Origin of the sequence: Sphingomonas sp. UNC305MFCol5.2 (assembly GCF_000712135.1) — a bacterium.
Lineage (GTDB): Bacteria > Pseudomonadota > Alphaproteobacteria > Sphingomonadales > Sphingomonadaceae > Sphingomonas.
The window spans coordinates 123430-140307 of record NZ_JOOE01000004.1; the positions used below are offsets into that span (position 1 = coordinate 123430).

Sequence of the window (16878 nt, forward strand, 5' to 3'; positions counted from 1 at the left end):
GGCGACCAAGGCTGACCAGACGGCACGGCGTCGGGTCGCCCCCGACGCCGCGCGCGCCGATCAGAAGCGGAACCGCGCGTCGAGGACCGCGCGATCGTCGCGATAGAGCGTGCGGCCGATTCGCCGCTCGATGCCGGCCCCGAACTCGAGCGGGCCGTTGACGAGCCGCAGCCCGCCGCGGACTTCACCCCATGCCGCGTCGCCGTTGAGCATCGGCAGCAACATCGCCGCCTCGGGCGCCGAGGCGAAGCGCACCACCAGCGATCCGCGATCGCCCGCCAGCGTGCGGACATAGTCGCCGGTCAGCTGGGGAACGAGCGTCCAGCTTCCCATCCGCGCCGAACCGGCGACCTGCACCCCGGCCCGGCCTTCGAAGGTCGCGGCGCGCATCCGATCGATCTGCAGCGCCAGCTCTCCGCCCGATTCGCGAAACGGCTTGAACGCATAGGACGAATAGCCGAGCGACACGCGCGGCGTGAGGCTGAGCTGCTTCGCCACCGGCAGGTTGACGCCCATCTCGGCCCGCGCCGCATAGCGGCTGACCCGGGCGTTGCCGGCGAGGCTGTATGCCATGTCGCCGGTGCTCGCCTCGCGCCGCAGCCCGGTGCGGCTCTGCTCGGCCATGCCCAGACCGGCGAGATAGACTCCGCCGCCGAGGCGGTGCGAGCCATAGACGGCGATTTGGGAGACGCGGGTATCGGCCTCGGCGCGATCGACGCCTGGCCGGCTGGTGCCCTCCGAAAAGCCGACTGCGGTGCCCAGGGTCGTATAGGGCGCGACGTCCATCTCCATGCCCATCCCGACATACCAGCTATGCTGGCCATTGGCTTGGCCGGTGACGCCGTAGCTCGATTGTCCGCCGATGAAGCCGCCCGAGATGAACCCTGAGATATTCTCAGGCAGCCGGCCGATGCTCGTGGTGCTCGGCAGCATCGAACGCACCGCACTCGATCGCGCCGCGGATTCGCCGCGATCGAGACCGGTAAGCCCGCCGAGCGCGTCGGGCGTGCCGACGATGCTCAATTGGCCGCCGGTCCGGCCGGTCCCCAGCATCGACAGGCGATCGGTGACTGCGTTGAGCATGATCGTCGACTGCCGCTCCTGCAGCGAACGCGATTCGCCGACGATGCCGGGATTGAGGCCTCTGAGCGTCGATGCCAGCCGGTCGGGCTCCATGAGATCGATCGAACCGTACAGGTTGGACAGGTTCGAATAGCTGCGATCCCGCAGGGCATCGAGAGCGTTGGCGAAAACGCCCACCAACTCGCCGGCATTGCGCAGATAGTCGAAGATCGATCCGGCCTTGAGGTTCACCCGAACCGCATTCGGATCATAGACGACTTCCGCCCTGAGCAGGCCGAGCGTGCTCGCCACATGTGCGAAGGTGCCGTCCACGCCACCGCTGGCGGTGAGGAAGGTGAAGCTTTGGCCGTGCCGCGGCGTCGAGAGCAGGCTGCCGCGATTGAACAGCACGGTGCCGTCGAGCGCCGCGATTCCGGGGTTTAACGCATCACCGGTGACGACGAGCTTGTCCGACGCGGTTCGGCTGAGATCGATGCTGAGCAAAGCCCCCGAGGACAAGATCAGATCGCCTTGGATCGTCAGCGTGCCGATGCCGCTGCCGCCCGGTGCGACCAATGCCTTGCCGATCGTCAGATAGGTCGGATCCACCGTCCCTGAGCCCGACAGAATCCCGGACGCGACCAACGCCTCGCGCGAGCGCAGCAGCCCGTCCACATTGGTCCAGCCCGCCCATTGGGTGAAGTCGGTGAGCACCTGAAGCTGCCCGGTCTTGCGAACGTCGAGCAGGTGTGTGCCGTCCACTGTCAGCCGGTCGATCGTGACGTTGCTACCCAGGCTGGTCGCGCCGATCGCCGAGAGCGTGACGTCGTAATAACGCGCCTTCACGCCGGCGGTCGGGTTGGCCACGACATTGTTGGGCACGAAATTGCGCGTGCCGGGCCCCCCGGGAATGTAGACTGGCGTGCCGTTGCCCGTCGCCGGCGGAGTCGCCTCGGGATCGTCGGCGAGGTCGGTGCAATCGCTCAGGAAGCAGATCGAACCGAATTTCGGCGTGTTGCCGCTCACGCCCAGCGCCGGCGTGTCCGGCAGCCCGTTCACCAGCTCGCCGTTGACGATGATCCCGTAGTTCGGATCCATCGTCTGCACCCAGTGATTGGGGTCGGTCCAGTCGCGGATGCCGGCGCGGTTGCTGGCATAGACATAGCTGTTGTTGGCGACGATCGCATCCCAGAACAGGAACAGCGGCTGATAGAAGCTGTGCGTGCCGTAGGTTGAGAATTTCTGGTTCGCGAAGAAGCGCGACCCGCCCGAGAGGACGCCGACGACCACCGGCTTGTCGAATGCCTGGTCGACGATCAGCGGGCCGCCCGAATCGCCGCCGCCCGTCGTTCCTTCGCGAGGAAGCGCACCGCCGTCGAAGAGGTCGAAGTCGTAATTGCCGGTCGCGGTGTTGAACGCGCCTTCGCCCGCCGGGCTGTCGAAATCGAGCATGTAGAGGCTCTGCGGATTCTCGGCGGGCGCCGGGCCGAACAGCCAGTCGTTGCGATCGTCGAGCGAGCCGAGCACCGAGAGCATGTTCTCGGCGACGCGGCGGCGGAAATCGATTCCCGCCTCGCCGGTCGCGCTGGTGCCGCGGTTGCCATAGCCGGTGACGACTGCGTGGGTTTCCTCGGTCAGCGGCGAGAACAGCATCGTCCAGGTGGGGATGCCCGTGGCCGGCGTGTCGAGCGTCGCCAGCGCGACATCGCCTTCGAGGAAGCTGGCTGCGCTCGGCGTCGTCGAACGCGGATCGTACCAGACCTGCTCGACATTATAGAGTGCGTTGGCGGTGTTGGTGGCATGGCCCGAATTGAGCCAGCTGATCAGCGCCGGCCGGTTGTCCATCTTGAAGCCGACGCTGATCCCGGTGCCGCCGGTTGCCGATCCATAGCTTGCGGCGGGCGCGTCGTTCACGCAGTGCGCGGCAAGGATCACCGTCCGGGGATTGATCAGCGTGCCCGTGCACAGCCCGACGAAACCGCCGCCCTGGTCCACCGTCACCTGGCCGACGCCGGTGATGTCGACGGGATCGAGCACCCCGGTCGGCGGCAGCGTGTTGGGATTGAGATCGTTGCGGACGACGATCCCCGGCGCGTCGATGACGCCGGTCGGTCGAGGAGCTTCCTGCGCGAGGGCGGAGTTCCCCAATGCGAGCGCGCCGAGCGCAGCCGTTCCTTGCAGCACGCGCCGCAGCGCCGTGCGAGCCGGTATCGAAGCCATGTCGTTACTCCCTGTTCGAGAGCGACAGCCCGTGCACGCCAGCCGCCGTCGCTCCCGATCGGGATCGACGAATCCCCACCCGGGATTCGGCAATCCCGGCGACTCGCAATGCGGAGGCTAACAGCGATCGAGAACTTGGGAAGGCCTTGCTTTCATTTTAGTCATCTTTCCCAACTCGGAAGTTTTTACTGCGTATCCATGCAGATATCTTCGTCTATTTTCCGCGGCACGCGTCCGGCGACGGCCTTCCGGCCGCGGCCAAATGGGGCTAAAGACCGCGACCAGCCTTATCTCATGGCCGGGCGGTTTCCGTTCCGGCCAGCACGTCAGCCAGGAGCCGATGGCCACCGCGCAGCCCCCATCCCAGCCCGACGCCAAGCCGAAGCGCGTGCGTCGGCGGCCGCCGCGGCCGCGTTCGCTGCGGTTGCACGGCACGGTGGCGCGCGACCTGGGCATCCGCATCGTTTCTGGCGCGCTCCGGCCCGGCGAGATCCTCGAGGGCGAGATTGCGGCGAGTGTGCAGTTCAACGTCTCACGTACCGCCTATCGCGAAGCGATCCGCATCCTCGCCGCCAAGGGCCTCGTCAATGCGCGCCCCAAGATCGGGACTCAGGTGAGTCCGCGCCGTGAATGGCATCTGCTCGACCCCGACGTGCTGAGCTGGATTTTCGCCGGCGAGCCCGACAAAGGCCTGATCGCCAATCTGTTCGAGCTGCGCCGCATCGTCGAACCCGATGCAGCGCGCCTCGCCGCCACCCGCCGCACCCCCGAGCAACTCATGCGGATGAAGGCAGGGCTCGATGGCGTCGCGGAGCACGGCTTCGCCACCGAGATCGGCCGGCGCTGCGACGAGGAATTTCACTCTGCATTGCTCGAGGCCTCGGCCAACGACTTCATCGTTTCGCTGACCAGCGGCGTCGCCGCGGCGATCGCGATCACCACGGCATTCAAGCAGCACCGGCTGCCCGCGCCGCATGACGCGCTGCCGGTCCACCTCGCAGTGTACGAGGCGATCGAGGCGCAGGACGCCGAGGGCGCACACGACGCGATGGCCCGATTGGTTGATCGCGGCTACTCCGACACGATGGAAGCGCGCGATCCGGACGCCGGCCGCGGGCCGATCGCCGTGTGTTGCTGACGCGTGCGGGATTGAACCGGGGCCTGCGCATGCCTAAGTCGCCCCGGAAGCATTGTTACCGCTAACTTCATTTTGATATCGGGAGAGTTCGCATGGCCCTGACTGGGGAATTGTTCGTCGCTTCGAAGCGCGTGCGTCGGGACGGCCCCGGCTTCAAGGCAGTCGCCGCGGCGACCGGCAGCGAGATCGAGCCGAGCTTCAGCATCGCCACCACCGACGATGTCGAAACCGCCGCTGCCGCCGCCGAGGCCGCCTTCCCGATCTATGCCAATCTGCCGCGCGAGGAGCGCGCCAAGTTTCTCGAGGCGATCGCCGAGGAGATCGAGGCGCTGGGCGACGAACTGGTCGAGCGTGCGATGCAGGAGAGCGGCCTGCCGCAGGCGCGGCTGATCGGCGAGCGCGGCCGCACCGCGGGCCAGCTCCGCCTGTTCGCGAAGGAATTGCGGCTCGGCGATTATCTGCGCGCGCGCATCGATCATGCCATCCCCGATCGCCAGCCCGCGCCCAAGCCCGACCTGCGGCTGCGCATGGTGCCGCTCGGACCGGTCACCGTGTTCGGCGCATCGAACTTCCCGCTCGCCTTCTCGGTCGCGGGCGGCGATACCGCCTCGGCGCTCGCCGCCGGTTGCCCGGTGATCGTCAAGGGTCATTCGGCGCATCCCGGCACTTCGGAACTGGTCGCCGGCGCGATCACCCGCGCCGCCGCCAAGACCGGCATGCCCGAGGGCGTGTTCTCGCTGATCAACGGCGCGGGCAATTCGGTCGGTTCGGCTTTGGTCACCGATCCGCGAATCAAGGCAGTGGGTTTCACCGGCTCGCGCGGCGGCGGCACCGCGCTGATGAAGCTCGCACAGAGCCGTCCGGTGCCGATCCCCGTCTATGCCGAGATGAGCAGCATCAACCCGGTCTTCCTGCTGCCCGGCGCGCTGGCGGCGAAGGCCGAAGCGCTGGGCACCGGCTTCATCGCCTCGCTGACGATGGGCGCGGGCCAGTTCTGCACCAATCCCGGCCTCGTGCTCGCGCTCGAAGGTCCGGATCTCGATCGCTTCGTGACCGCGGCATCGGACGCGATGTGCGGCGCGCCGTCGCAGGTGATGCTCACCCCGGGCATTCACAAGGCCTATGAGAGCGGCGTCGCGCGCTGGGCCTCGGCACCGGCGCTCAAACTGGTCGCACAGGGCCAGGAGCCGAGCGGCCCCACGTCGGGCCGCGGTGCGTTGTTCACGATGACCGGCGCCGATTTCATCGCCGATCCCAGCCATGCCGAAGAAGTATTCGGCGCGGCATCCTTGCTGGTGCGTTGCGCGAGCATCGACGAACTGATTCAGGTCGTCGGACTGCTCGAAGGCCAGCTCACCGCGACGCTGCATTTGACCGACGAGGACACCGCGACCGCGCAGAAGCTGCTGCCCGTGCTCGAGCGGCTCGCGGGCCGTATCCTCGCCAATGGCTGGCCGACCGGCGTCGAAGTGACCGATGCGCAGGTCCATGGCGGGCCGTTCCCGTCGACTTCGGACGGCCGCAGCACTTCGGTGGGCACGCTGGCGATCGATCGCTTCCTGCGTCCGGTGGCGTACCAGGACCTGCCTGCCGCGCTGCTCCCGGCCGAGCTGCGCGACGGCGATGCGGGCATTCCCCGGCGCATCGACGGCAAGCCGACGCTCTGACGTTCGTCCCACCGGCGCAATGTTCGGCCCGCCGGGCGTTGCGCTGGGTTCAAGACGCCCTAGGCTGGGCTCCTCAACCGGGAGGAGCCCAGCTTATGCGTAGCCTGTTGTTGCTCGCAGCATTGACGATCGCCGCGCCAGCCTTTGCGCAGGAAAAGGACGAGGCCGGCGCGCGCGCCGCTGTGAACCATTATCTCGCCGGCCACGCCACCGGCAGCCCCGACGAGTTCCGCGCGGCCTTCCATCCCAAGGCGATGCTCTACTGGAACCGCGACGGTGCCTTCGCCGAGCGGACCAGCGCCGACTATATCGCCGGCGCCCCCGGCAAGCCCGCCGCCGACGAGCCCCAGCGCCGTCGCGCGATCGAGAGCCTTGATGTCACCGGCAATGCCGCGATGGCCAAGGTCGTGCTCGATTATCCGAGCGTGAAGTTCACCGACTATCTCTCGCTGGTGAAGGCAGACGGCGAGTGGCGCATCGTCAACAAGATCTTCAATGTGGAACGGAAGGGGCCGTGAAGGTCGAAAATCGCGCATTGACGATGATCTGATCATCGTCTGAAAGCTGACCTTCGCGGTTCCGGGCGTGGGGGCACGACTTGCCAGCTAGCCAGGGCCGATCCGCAAGGCAGAGCAGGCGATGCGCAATCCGGGACGGATACGAAATCTGACATTGGCCGCAGGGTTGCTGGGGCTGTTGTCGGCAAGCGTTCCGTTCGTCGCCGCCGATCGCGCCGGACAGGGGGCGTGGGTCTTGCTGGGCGGCATGGTGGCGGCGATCGGCCTTGGGACCGCCTTCACGCTGACCTTGAACATGCGGCGGATGCGGAGCCTCAACGTGGGAAAGGGCGTCATTGCCCGCTGGCACGTCGATCCCACGATCTGGTCGCGCTTCGCCGTCGATGACCGCAATGCCGAGCGGGACGGGCGAAAGCTGAACAATGCGATCAGCCTGAGGCACAAGCAGGGAAACGCTGTCGAAGTGATCGTTGGCGATGACTGCCTTCAGGTCGGAGGCGATTTCCATCGAGTACCCCTCGCCGAACTAAAAGGGGTGGGAATGAGCGCCGGCCCGCCGTCGATCCTCGAGCTGCGCTTCGTTACGCCGCGCCCGCAGCAATCCGACATGCACTATGCGTTTCGCTTTCCCGTCGCCATCGATGCGGAAGCCGCCGCACAGGGAGTGATCGATCATTATGATCGCCGCTATCGCGCCAAATACGGGGCACGCTGACCGGCGAAAGCGCGCATTTGGAAGGGCGTTCCCGCCCTATCCAAACGCCCCCGCCACATCCTTCGCGGTCCGGAACCGGAATGCCATGTCGTGGCGATATTCCTGCCCCGGATCGAGCCGCGCCGAGGGGAAGTTGGGCTTGTTGGGGCTGTCGGGGAATTTCTGTGGTTCGAGGCACAATCCGGCGCGCGTGGGGTAAATGCCGCCGCCGGTACCGGGTGCCCCGTTCGCGAGATGGTTGCCGGTGTAGAATTGCACGCCCGGCTCGGTCGAATGCACGTCCATCACCCGGCCCGATTTCGGATCGAACAGGGTCGCGATGCGGCGGATCTTGCCGGCAGTGCCGTCCAGCACGAAATTATGATCATAGCCGCGGCCGAACTTGAGCTGGGTGTCGGCCGCCTCGATATCGCGGCCGACCTGCTTGGCCGTGCGGAAATCGAAGGGCGTGCCTTCGACCGGCTTGAATTCCCCGGTCGGAATCATTGCCGCGTCGGTGGGCGTGATCTGGCTTGCCGGGATCTGCAGCACGTGATCGAGGATCGTCGTCCCGCTGCTTTCGCCCGCGAGATTGAAATAGGCGTGGTGGGTGAGGTTGACGACCGTCGCATGGTCGGTGACCGCGTGGAAGCTGATTGTGAGTCCGCCCGCCTCGATCGCATAGCGCACCTGGACGTGCAGGTTGCCGGGAAAGCCGCGATCCAGATGCGGGCTCAGCAAGGTGAAGATCACCGAATGCGCGTCGCGCACAGCGACTTTCCAGTTCTGAACGTCGAATCCGCCCGGTCCCGAATGCAGGTTGTTCGCGCCGTCATTGGCCGGCAGCCGATATTCGGTTCCGTCGAGGCTGAAGCGCGCGCCGCCGATCCGATTGGCATAGCGCCCCGCAACCACGCCGTAGAAGCGCGGATGCGCCCGATATTCGGCAAGGTCGCGATAGCCGAGCACGACATTGGCGGACTTGCCGTCGCGCCCCGCTACTTCGAGCCGGCGCAAGGTTGCGCCAAGCGTCAAAAGCTCGGCGCGAACCCCGTCGCGGGCGATCACGATCTTCTCGATCGGTGCGTCCTTGCTCATGGCTTCACGCCCGGGCAGATCGAGTTGTTGGGATCGGAGACGATCCGCACATCGGCGATGCTGAGCCCGAACGGGCCGGATGCCTCCAGCACCAGCGGCGCCTTGACCTTGGTCAGATCGATGCCGTTCTGCTGATAGCATTTGAGGAACACCTTGGCGGTGCGCCAGCTGCCGGTCTGGCCGGAAAAGAGGCTGGTCGCGTCGATCGCTCCCTTGTTGACGCCGCCTTCCATCGAAAGCTGCACCTTGCCCGCCGGCGCGCGATCGACGCGGTAGCTGATCTGGAGCGACAGATCGCCATTCGCCTCGCGGCTGAGATCGAGCTCGCTCCCCCCGATCCGTAAGGTCGCGGGGCCGTTCGGCCAGACGAGCTGCTGTGCGCCTTCCTGGGTCTGCGGCCCGTCGACGGTCTTCCGGGTGATCCGGCTGTCGGTCGCGAACGAGAAGGGCGCGGGCGTGACGCCCTTGGCGAAATAGGTGCTGGTGTTGCCGAGCGACGGATCGAGGCCGGCCTCCTCGCTGAGCGCCGGCACCGCGCCGCTTTTGGCATAGGTCAGGCCGTAACCGAGCGCGAACAGCGGATCATAGCCGGGCTTGCCCTTGTTGTTCGCGAACTGCCCTGCGGTCTTCGGCCAGCTGAACGACAGGCGGCCCTTGAAGTCGGTGCGCGGCTTGCCAGCGGCATCGCCGATCAGCACGTCGGCCACGCCGCCGCCTTCGCTGCCCGGCAGCCATGCCGCGACGAAGGCGTCGGAGGCGTTGATTTCGGGATTGGTCCACAGCGGGCGGCCCGAGAGGAACACCGACACCACCGGCACGCCGGCGCTCTTGAGCTTCTTGAGCAATCCCAGCGCCTGCTTGTCGCCGGGCTGGAATTCGAGCGTGCGGATGTCGCCGCGCATCTCGGCATAAGGCTGCTCTCCGAACACGACGATCGCGACATCGGGCCGGGCAGTGAAAGCGCCGTCCTCGGACAGAGTTGCGGTGCCGCCGGCCGCCTCGACGGCCTTCTTCACGCCCGAGAAGATCGTCTCGCCATTGGGGAACAGGTCGTTGCCATTGCCGTCGCCCTGCCAGCTCAGCGTCCAGCCGCCGGTCTGCATTCCCATCGAATCGGCGCCGGGGCCGGTGACGAGCACTCTGGCGCTCGCCTTCACCGGCAGCACGCCATTGTTCTTGAGCAGCACCAGCGACTTGGCGGCCGCCTCGCGCGCGATTGCCCGATGTTCGGGGGCGCCGAGCACGCCGGCTTTGCCCTCGATCGGGCGCGCCGGATCGAACAGCCCGAGCTTGAACTTGACGCGCAGGATACGGCGCACCGCGTCGTCGACGCGCGCCATCGGGATCGTGCCGTCCTTGACGTGTTTCACTGTCGATTCGAACAAGCCCTTCCAGCTGTCCGGCGCCATCGCCATGTCGAGCCCGGCATTGAAGGTCGCGGCGCAATCGGTGTTGGTGCAGCCCGGGATCTGGCCATGGCCGTTCCAATCGCCGACGATGAAGCCCTGAAAGCCCATCTTGCCCTTGAGCACGCCGGTCAGCAGCGACTTGTTGCCGTGCATCTTCTGGCCGTTCCAGCTGTTGTACGACGCCATCACGGTGAGCGTGCCGGCATCGACCGCCGGCGGATAGCCCGCGCTGTGGATCGCGATCAGCTCGTCCTCGCTGACTCGCGTATCGCCCTGGTCGACCCCGTTGAAGGTGCCGCCGTCGCCGAGGAAATGCTTCGCCGACGCGGCGACCTTGCCCTTCTGGATGCGGCCGGTGGTGCCCGGCTCGCCCTGCAGCCCGCGAATCATCTCCCCCGCAAAAGATCGGACGATCGTCGGATCCTCCGAATAGCCTTCATAGCTGCGTCCCCAGCGATCGTCTTGCGGCACTGCGAGCGTCGGTCCGAACGCCCAGTCGGGTCCGGTGGCGGCGGTCTCGGCGGCGGTGGCCGCGCCGATCCGGCGGATCAGCGCGGGGTCGTTCGCGGCACCGAGCCCGATATTGTGCGGGAAGATCGTCGCGCCGATCACGTTGTTGTTGCCGTGGACGGCGTCCACTCCGAAGATCAGCGGGATCGCGACATGGCCGGGATGCGGCGCCATCGCGACGGCGCGGAATGCGCGCGTGGTCGCCACCCAATCGGCCTGCGGCGAGCGGTCATTGCCCGAGAGCGGCGGCGAGTTGCCGCCCGCCAGGATCGAGCCGAGCGGATATTTGCGCAGGTCCTCGGGCTTGATGCTGGCGATGTCGGCCTGGATCATCTGCCCGACCTTCTGCTCGAGCGTCATCTTCGCCAGCAGCGCGGAGACGCGCTTCTCGGTGGCGGGATCGACCAGCCCCTGGCTCGCGGCCTTGGGCCATTTGGCGGGATCGGCGATGGTCGGCCCTCCCGACAACGCTGTCGGCGCCTGTTGCGCAAGAGCCGGCGCGGCCCACAAAATCGTGGTCGCAAGCAACAGCTTCGTTCCAGGCCGCATCTCAACTCCTCCCTATATTCTTTGTGTTAGCGATAACACCGATTCAGCGCCCGAGTCCACGCCCCAACCATCGGGCGGCGGCATCGGGGCTCTGCTTGTCCCTGTCCCGATCGACCAGATAATTGGCCTCGCGCATCTTCTCCACTGGAATCGTGCCGATCAGCGGACGCAAGGCCGCCTGGAACCGCAGGTCCCCGGCGCGGCGCGGGGCGAGCAGCAGGATCGCGTCGTAACCGGGTATCGCGCCCTTCGGATCCTTGAGGACAGCGAGGTGATCGGCGGCGATGCGCCCGTCGGACGAGAAAGCGGGGATCACGTCCGCCTCGCCGCTGGCCAATGCGCGGTACATGAAGGTCGGCTGATACGGGCGCGCGGATTTGAAGTTGAGGCCATAAGCGCGGCGCACCGCCGCCCATTCGGGCCGTTCGAGAAATTCGACGTCGGTGGCGAAATCGAGTTCGCCGGCCTGGGGCGCGAGTTCGCTCAGGCTGGCGATCCCGCGCCGCTTGGCGTCGTCGCCGCGCATCGCAAAGGCATAGGCATTCTCGAAGCCGAGCGATCCGAGCAGAGTCACGCCATGCGTCGCCTTGGCCCAGCCGGCGACCCCGTCGACGATCGCCGCGCGCGGCGGCACGTCGGTGCGCTTCATCTGGTTGGTCCAGATCGTTCCCGAATAATCGACATAGACATCGACATCGTTCGCCGCGAGCGCGCCGAACGCCACTGCCGATCCGAGTCCCTCGCGATAGCGCACCTTGTAGCCCGCCGCCTCGAGCCGGTGCCCGATCAGCCGCGCGAGGATATACTGCTCGGAAAAACCCTTGGCGCCGATCGTGACGGTGCCGCGCGACGCGGGCCATGCCGGCGCCAGCGCGATCGCTGCCGCGGCGAGCAACACGGCGAGACTCGCCCAGACCAAACCGCGCCGCCGCCGCGCGATGCCATATTCGGCCAGTCCGAGCAGTGCGTCGACTGCCAGTGCGAGACCGGCGGCGACGATGCAGCCGGCGAGCACCAAAATCCAGTTCTGGGTCTGAAGCCCCGCGAATATCAAGTCCCCCAGGCTCGGCTGGCCGACGGTGGTCGAAAGCGTCGCCGCGCCGATCGTCCATACCGCGGCGGTGCGGATCCCCGCCATCAGCACCGGCGCGACCAAGGGCGCCTCGACCAGCCAAAGCTTCTGGCCGCGCGTCATCCCCATACCGTCCGCTGCCTCGATCACCGCGGGATCGAGATTGGCGAGCCCGGTCACCCCGTTCCGCAGGATCGGCAGTAGCGCGTAGAGCGACAATGCGAGCAGCGATGGCAAGAACCCCAATGCCGGAATGCCGCCGCCGACCAATGCCGAGAGCCAGAGCAGGATCGGATAGAAGAGCGCGAGCAATGCGAGGCTGGGGATCGTCTGGACGAGACTGGCGAAGCCGAGCGCGATGCGGCCGACGGTCTTGTTGCGTGAAGAAAACACCGCGAGCGGCAGGCTGACGACCAGCCCGAGCAGCAGCGCCGAGAAAGCGAGCAGCAGATGCTGCGCCAGCAGCTCGGGCACGCGCGCGAAGGCGGCGGTCACTTCTCCAGCTCCGCCAGCCGATGCGCCTGTTCGCGCGGCACGGCGACCAATGCGTCGGCAACCGCGCCCGCCTTGCCCGCAAGCAGGTCGCGCGGCGTGGAATCGGCGACGATCCGCCCGGCTTCCATAACCAGCACACGATCGGCGAGCAGCAGTGCTTCCGCCATGTCGTGGGTGACGAGGATCGTGGTGAGCCCCATCCCGTCATGAAGCGCGCGGATCGCCTTGCCGAGTCCGTCGCGGGTCACCGGGTCGAGCGCGCCGAAGGGCTCGTCCATCAGCAGCAGCCCGGGCTTGCACGCGAGCGCGCGGGCGACGCCGACGCGCTGGCGCTGCCCGCCCGAGAGCGCGTCGGGCATGCGCTCCGCCAGCTCCGGCGCAAGCTCGACCAGTTCGAGCAATTCGGCGACGCGGGGGCGTGTATCGTGTTCGCCCGCCAGCTTCAGCCCGATCGCGACATTCTCGCCCACGTTCATGTGCGGGAAGAGTCCGATATTCTGGAAGACATAGCCTATCCGGCGGCGCAGCAGATACGCGGGCTCCGCAGCCACGGGCTCGTCGCCTATCCGCACTTCGCCGTCGCTCGGCTCGATCAGCCGATTGACTGTCTTGAGCAGAGTCGATTTGCCCGAACCCGAGGCGCCGACCAGGGCGACGAAGCTGCCGCCCGCTACCTCCAGCGACACGCCGTCCACGGCCTTCACGCTGCCCGCATAGACCTTACTGACATTTTTGAAGGTAACGCTGCGCGATTGCTCTGGCATCGTCCGCGGTTGTGCGGGATGAAGTCGCAAAGGTCAAAAGAACAGGAGGGGCAGATGGCGGGCGAGAAGGCGATCTTCATCACCGGCGGAGGATCGGGGATCGGCCAGGCAGTCGCAAAGCTGTTCGCGGCGCGCGGCTGGCGCGTCGGGCTGGCCGACGTCAACGCCGCCGGGCTCGAGGCGACCAAAGCGATGCTGCCTCCCGGAATGGCGACAACTTATGTCATGGACGTGCGCGATCGCGACGAGTGGCGCGAGGCGCTTACCGCGTTCGCGGCGACCACCGGCGGACGGATCGACATGCTCTTCAACAATGCCGGCATCGCGGTCGGCGGGCCGTTCGCCAATGCCACCGACGACGAGATCGACCGGATCGTCGGCATCAACCTGGTCGGCGTGATCAACGGCGCGCGCGCCGCATATCCTTTCCTCAAGGCGACGCCGGGATCGAGCCTCGTCAACACCGCTTCCGCCGCGGCGATCTACGGATCGAGCGGCCTCGCGCTCTATGCCGCGGTCAAATTCGGGGTGCGTGGGCTATCCGAGGCGCTGGACGCCGAATGGGCAGCGGACGGGATCAAGGTCCGCGTGGTGATGCCGAGCTTCATCGATACGCCGCTGCTCGACTCGACCGTAGCGGGGACCAACCGCACCGCGCGCGATTCGGTGCGGGCCGCGGGGCTCGAATTCACGCCGATCGAACAAGTCGCCGAGGAAATCTGGGCGGGAATCGAGCGCGACAAGGTGCACGTCATCATCGGCAAGACAGCGCGCCGATTGGCCTTCGCCTCGCGCTGGATGCCGGGCGCGCTCCGTAAGCAGATGCGCCGCGGCGCGATCGCCTAACGGAGCAAGGCGTCGATCGCGTGCGCCATCGCAATGTCGCGCTGCGAAAGCCCGTCGGCATCATGCGTGGTAAGCAATATGTCGACGCGGTTCCACACGTTCGACCATTCGGGATGATGATCGGCCTTTTCGGCGATCAGCGCGACTCGGGTCATGAAGCCGAACGCCTGGTTGAAATCGTCGAAGGTGAAGCGCCGGGTGATCGCGTCGCGGGCTTCGTCATAAGCCCAGTCGGGAATCGCGGCGAGCGATTCGCGCCGGTGTCCCTCGGTCAATCGCACCACCATGATCGCCTCCTTGCCCAGCCTTCGTCCCACCGCCTATGGGTTCGGGCATGAGCGGGCAAGCGCCTTCCCACGCGCCGGATGCGGCAGCGATCGAGGCAATGGCCCGCGATGCACTCGCGCGCATCCCCGAGCCCTTCGCCACGCATCTCGCCGACGTCGTGCTGATCGTCGAGGAATTCGCCGACGACGAGACGCTCGACGCGATGGGGATTGAGGATCCGTTCGATCTGACCGGCCTCTATCACGGGCGTCCGGTCGGCGAGAAATCCCTGTTCGATTCGGGCGGGCTGCCCGATCGCATCCACCTCTATCGCCGCCCGATCCTCGACGAATGGTGCGATACCGGGGTGCCGCTGCAGACGCTGGTGACGCACATCGTCGTGCACGAAGTCGGGCATCATTTCGGACTGTCCGACGACGATATGCACGCGCTGGAAGACGCCGCCGGGTGAGCGGCGGCCTGTCTTTCGCGAATGTCACCTGCATCCGCGGCGGCAACCTGCTGTTCGAAGGGCTGAGCTTCGCACTCGGCCCCTGCGACGCGGCCTTGGTCATCGGCCCCAACGGTACCGGCAAGTCGAGTCTGATCCGTATCGCTGCGGGGTTGCTCCCGCCCGCTGCCGGGCGCGTGGAAGGCGAGGGCGCGCGCGCGCTGCTCGCCGAAACCGCTGCGTTGGATCCCGAACTCGGCCTAGCCGTGGCGCTGCGTTTCTGGGCGCGAATCGACGGGCGCGGGGCGGAAGTCGAAGATGCGCTCGCCGCGGTAGGACTCGGCGAACTCGCGCAAGTGCCGGTGCGGCTGCTGTCGACCGGCCAGCGGCGGCGCGCGGCGCTGGCGCGCGTGGTCGCGAGCGGCGCGCCGGTCTGGCTGCTCGACGAGCCCGCCAACGGGCTCGACGCGGAATCGGTGCGGAGGCTGGAGGCTCTGATCGCCGAACATCGCGCAGGCGGCGGCATCGCCCTGGTCGCGACGCATCTGCCGATCGCGCTGCCGGACGCACAGGAGCTGCGACTGTGAGCGTCTTCGCCGCGATCGTGTGGCGTGAGCTCCGGCGGGCATGGAGCACCGGCGGGCTGCTGATGCCGATCGCCTTCTTCCTGCTCGTCGCGATCCTTTTCCCCTTCGCGATCGGCCCCGACGGCAAGCTGCTGGCCCTGGTCGGCGGCGGGGTGATCTGGGCGGCGGCTCTGCTCGCGGCCTTGCTGCCCGTCGAGCGGTTGGTGACGCCGGACGCGGAGAGCGGCGTGCTCGATCAGTTCGCGGCGCGCGGGCTCTCCGACGCCTTCGTGGCTGCGGCCAAGATGATCGGCCATTGGCTCGGCTTCGCGCCGGCCTTGCTCGCGGCGACGCTGGCGGCGGCGGCACTGCTGCATCTGCCGGTCAGCGCGCTGCTGCCGCTGCTCGCGGGCCTCGCGATTGGCACCCCGGGCCTCGCCGCGCTCGGCATCGCCACTGCCGCTTTGGTCGCGGGATTGCGCGGTGCCGGCGCACTGGCGGGGCTGGTGATGCTGCCCTTCGCCGTGCCCTTGCTCATCTTCGGTGCCGGCGCGACTGGCGATCAGCCGGGCGCCTTCAAGCTGCTCGCGGCGGTGAGCCTGTTGCTGGTGGCGGGCTGCCCGTTCGTCGCCGGGGCAGCGATCCGGATGGGGCGGAGCTAGCGGCTCCAGCGCGCGAAGATCGCGGTCGGCAGCATCAAGCCGCGCGCTTCCTCGCGCACCGTCAGCTCGCCGGCCTCGACCTTGCCTCCGAGATCGCCGAATGATTGCCGGACCAGCTCGCCGATCGCCAGTGCCGACATGCGTACCGCGTAGACGGTGAGGAACAGGAAGCGCGATTCCGCGTCGAGCAGCTTCCTTGTGTCGGCGATCAGGCCCGGCAGGCCTTCCTCGAGCTTCCACACTTCGCCGTTCGGGCCGCGGCCCCATTTGGGGGGATCGAGGATGATCCCGTCATAGCGGCGGCCGCGGCGTACTTCGCGCGCGACGAACTTGCCGGCGTCGTCGATCATCCAGCGGATCGGCAAGTCCTCCATTCCGGACAGAGCGGCATTGGTCTTGCCCTCGGCGACCGACTTCTTCGAGGCGTCGACATGGGTCATCCGCGCGCCCTTGGCGGCCAACGCCAGCGTGCCGACGCCGGTATAGCCGAACAGGTTCATGCACTCGGCTTCGGGCTTGTCGGCGATCTGGGCGCGCATCCAGCTCCACACCGGCGCCATGTCCGGAAAGAAGCCGAGATGGCGGAACGGCGTGGTCTGCGCAGTGAAGCGCGCCTCGTGCCAGGCGAGCGGCCAGCCTTCGCGCGGGATCGGCCTTTGGAATACCCAGCGGCCGCCGCCTTCCTCGTCCGAGCCGGGGAGAAACTCGCCATGCGCGTCCCAATCGGCAGAGGCGGGCGCCCACAAGGCCTGCGGTTCGGGACGAATGAAGCGGTATTTGCCGTAGCGCTCGAGCTTGCGGCCATGGCCGCTGTCGATCAGCCCGTAATCGGTCCAGGGCTCGCCGGTGAGAGTGATGAGGTCCATGCGTGCCCCATTATCGAGGCTGAT

Annotated in this window: 15 protein-coding genes; 8 read left to right on the forward strand and 7 right to left on the reverse strand. The window is 67.3% G+C overall.

Annotated elements, in window-relative coordinates:
* Positions 1-60: 60 nt before the first annotated feature.
* Complete coding sequence (locus BR78_RS0116640) at positions 61-3282, reverse strand: autotransporter domain-containing protein (protein ID WP_029937159.1); 3222 nt, start codon at positions 3280-3282, stop codon at positions 61-63.
* Between the two features lie 340 nt (positions 3283-3622).
* Between BR78_RS0116640 and BR78_RS0116645 the strand changes: the two genes are divergently transcribed.
* The 4 genes from BR78_RS0116645 (at position 3623) to BR78_RS0116660 (ending at position 7320) form a co-directional block, all read left to right on the forward strand.
* Positions 3623-4420 carry a FadR/GntR family transcriptional regulator gene (locus BR78_RS0116645; protein ID WP_081855855.1) on the forward strand — a complete coding sequence of 266 codons (798 nt, stop codon included), beginning with the start codon at positions 3623-3625 and terminating at the stop codon, positions 4418-4420.
* Positions 4421-4512: 92 nt separating this feature from the next.
* The gene (locus tag BR78_RS0116650; protein WP_029937161.1) at positions 4513-6087 is read left to right on the forward strand and encodes an aldehyde dehydrogenase (NADP(+)); all 1575 of its coding nucleotides are present in this window, start codon (positions 4513-4515) and stop codon (positions 6085-6087) included.
* Positions 6088-6182: 95 nt separating this feature from the next.
* Positions 6183-6605 (forward strand): nuclear transport factor 2 family protein, encoded by a 423-nt coding sequence (locus tag BR78_RS0116655; protein WP_081855833.1) that lies wholly within the window; start codon positions 6183-6185, stop codon positions 6603-6605.
* Positions 6606-6726: 121 nt separating this feature from the next.
* Complete coding sequence (locus BR78_RS0116660; RefSeq protein WP_156022349.1) at positions 6727-7320, forward strand: hypothetical protein; 594 nt, start codon at positions 6727-6729, stop codon at positions 7318-7320.
* Positions 7321-7356: 36 nt separating this feature from the next.
* Here the strand turns inward: BR78_RS0116660 and BR78_RS0116665 are convergent, their stop codons facing one another.
* The 4 genes from BR78_RS0116665 to BR78_RS0116680 are packed head-to-tail and all read right to left on the reverse strand — an operon-like array spanning position 7357 to position 13196.
* The gene (locus tag BR78_RS0116665; RefSeq protein WP_029937164.1) at positions 7357-8397 is read right to left on the reverse strand and encodes an aldose epimerase family protein; all 1041 of its coding nucleotides are present in this window, start codon (positions 8395-8397) and stop codon (positions 7357-7359) included.
* On the reverse strand, positions 8394-10865 hold the full coding sequence (locus BR78_RS0116670) for a glycoside hydrolase family 3 protein (protein WP_029937165.1): 2472 nt from the start codon (positions 10863-10865) through the stop codon (positions 8394-8396). The genes BR78_RS0116665 and BR78_RS0116670 overlap by 4 nt, the downstream gene beginning before the upstream one ends.
* Before the next feature lie 43 nt (positions 10866-10908).
* Positions 10909-12432, reverse strand: coding sequence for an ABC transporter permease/substrate-binding protein (locus tag BR78_RS0116675; protein ID WP_029937166.1), 1524 nt, complete (start codon positions 12430-12432; stop codon positions 10909-10911).
* Positions 12429-13196, reverse strand: coding sequence for an ATP-binding cassette domain-containing protein (locus tag BR78_RS0116680; protein ID WP_029937167.1), 768 nt, complete (start codon positions 13194-13196; stop codon positions 12429-12431). The genes BR78_RS0116675 and BR78_RS0116680 overlap by 4 nt, the downstream gene beginning before the upstream one ends.
* 54 nt (positions 13197-13250) lie before the next feature.
* Between BR78_RS0116680 and BR78_RS0116685 the strand changes: the two genes are divergently transcribed.
* Positions 13251-14042, forward strand: coding sequence for an SDR family oxidoreductase (locus BR78_RS0116685; protein ID WP_029937168.1), 792 nt, complete (start codon positions 13251-13253; stop codon positions 14040-14042).
* Here BR78_RS0116685 and BR78_RS0116690 read toward each other — a convergent pair.
* Positions 14039-14347 carry a 4a-hydroxytetrahydrobiopterin dehydratase gene (locus tag BR78_RS0116690; protein WP_269320219.1) on the reverse strand — a complete coding sequence of 103 codons (309 nt, stop codon included), beginning with the start codon at positions 14345-14347 and terminating at the stop codon, positions 14039-14041. The two genes, BR78_RS0116685 and BR78_RS0116690, sit on opposite strands and share 4 nt — an antisense overlap.
* A gap of 29 nt (positions 14348-14376) precedes the next feature.
* Between BR78_RS0116690 and BR78_RS0116695 the strand changes: the two genes are divergently transcribed.
* From BR78_RS0116695 to BR78_RS0116705, 3 genes are read left to right on the forward strand one after another with little or no spacing between them, the layout of a single operon-like run.
* Positions 14377-14781: a metallopeptidase family protein gene (locus tag BR78_RS0116695; RefSeq protein WP_029937170.1), complete on the forward strand. Its 405-nt coding sequence runs from the start codon at positions 14377-14379 to the stop codon at positions 14779-14781.
* A complete protein-coding gene (gene ccmA, locus BR78_RS0116700) occupies positions 14778-15347 on the forward strand; it encodes a heme ABC exporter ATP-binding protein CcmA (protein ID WP_029937171.1) in 570 nt (189 codons plus the stop codon). Before BR78_RS0116695 ends, ccmA begins: the two co-directional genes overlap by 4 nt.
* Entirely contained in the window at positions 15344-15988 is a 645-nt protein-coding gene (locus tag BR78_RS0116705) for a heme exporter protein CcmB (protein WP_029937172.1), read from the forward strand. The genes ccmA and BR78_RS0116705 overlap by 4 nt, the downstream gene beginning before the upstream one ends.
* Here BR78_RS0116705 and BR78_RS0116710 read toward each other — a convergent pair.
* Positions 15985-16854 carry a class I SAM-dependent methyltransferase gene (locus tag BR78_RS0116710; RefSeq protein WP_029937173.1) on the reverse strand — a complete coding sequence of 290 codons (870 nt, stop codon included), beginning with the start codon at positions 16852-16854 and terminating at the stop codon, positions 15985-15987. The two genes, BR78_RS0116705 and BR78_RS0116710, sit on opposite strands and share 4 nt — an antisense overlap.
* Positions 16855-16878 lie beyond the last annotated feature (24 nt).

Bases quoted from the DNA above. Each gene is read 5' to 3' on its own strand.
- BR78_RS0116710 (WP_029937173.1), bottom strand. From the start codon at position 16,854: ATGGACCTCATCACTCTCACCGGCGAGCCCTGGACCGATTACGGGCTG.
- BR78_RS0116660 (WP_156022349.1), top strand. From the start codon at position 6,727: ATGCGCAATCCGGGACGGATACGAAATCTGACATTGGCCGCAGGGTTG.
- BR78_RS0116645 (WP_081855855.1), top strand. From the start codon at position 3,623: ATGGCCACCGCGCAGCCCCCATCCCAGCCCGACGCCAAGCCGAAGCGC.
- BR78_RS0116685 (WP_029937168.1), top strand. From the start codon at position 13,251: ATGGCGGGCGAGAAGGCGATCTTCATCACCGGCGGAGGATCGGGGATC.
- BR78_RS0116680 (WP_029937167.1), bottom strand. From the start codon at position 13,196: ATGCCAGAGCAATCGCGCAGCGTTACCTTCAAAAATGTCAGTAAGGTC.
- BR78_RS0116650 (WP_029937161.1), top strand. From the start codon at position 4,513: ATGGCCCTGACTGGGGAATTGTTCGTCGCTTCGAAGCGCGTGCGTCGG.
- BR78_RS0116665 (WP_029937164.1), bottom strand. From the start codon at position 8,397: ATGAGCAAGGACGCACCGATCGAGAAGATCGTGATCGCCCGCGACGGG.
- BR78_RS0116670 (WP_029937165.1), bottom strand. From the start codon at position 10,865: ATGCGGCCTGGAACGAAGCTGTTGCTTGCGACCACGATTTTGTGGGCC.
- BR78_RS0116640 (WP_029937159.1), bottom strand. From the start codon at position 3,282: ATGGCTTCGATACCGGCTCGCACGGCGCTGCGGCGCGTGCTGCAAGGA.
- BR78_RS0116655 (WP_081855833.1), top strand. From the start codon at position 6,183: ATGCGTAGCCTGTTGTTGCTCGCAGCATTGACGATCGCCGCGCCAGCC.
- BR78_RS0116695 (WP_029937170.1), top strand. From the start codon at position 14,377: ATGAGCGGGCAAGCGCCTTCCCACGCGCCGGATGCGGCAGCGATCGAG.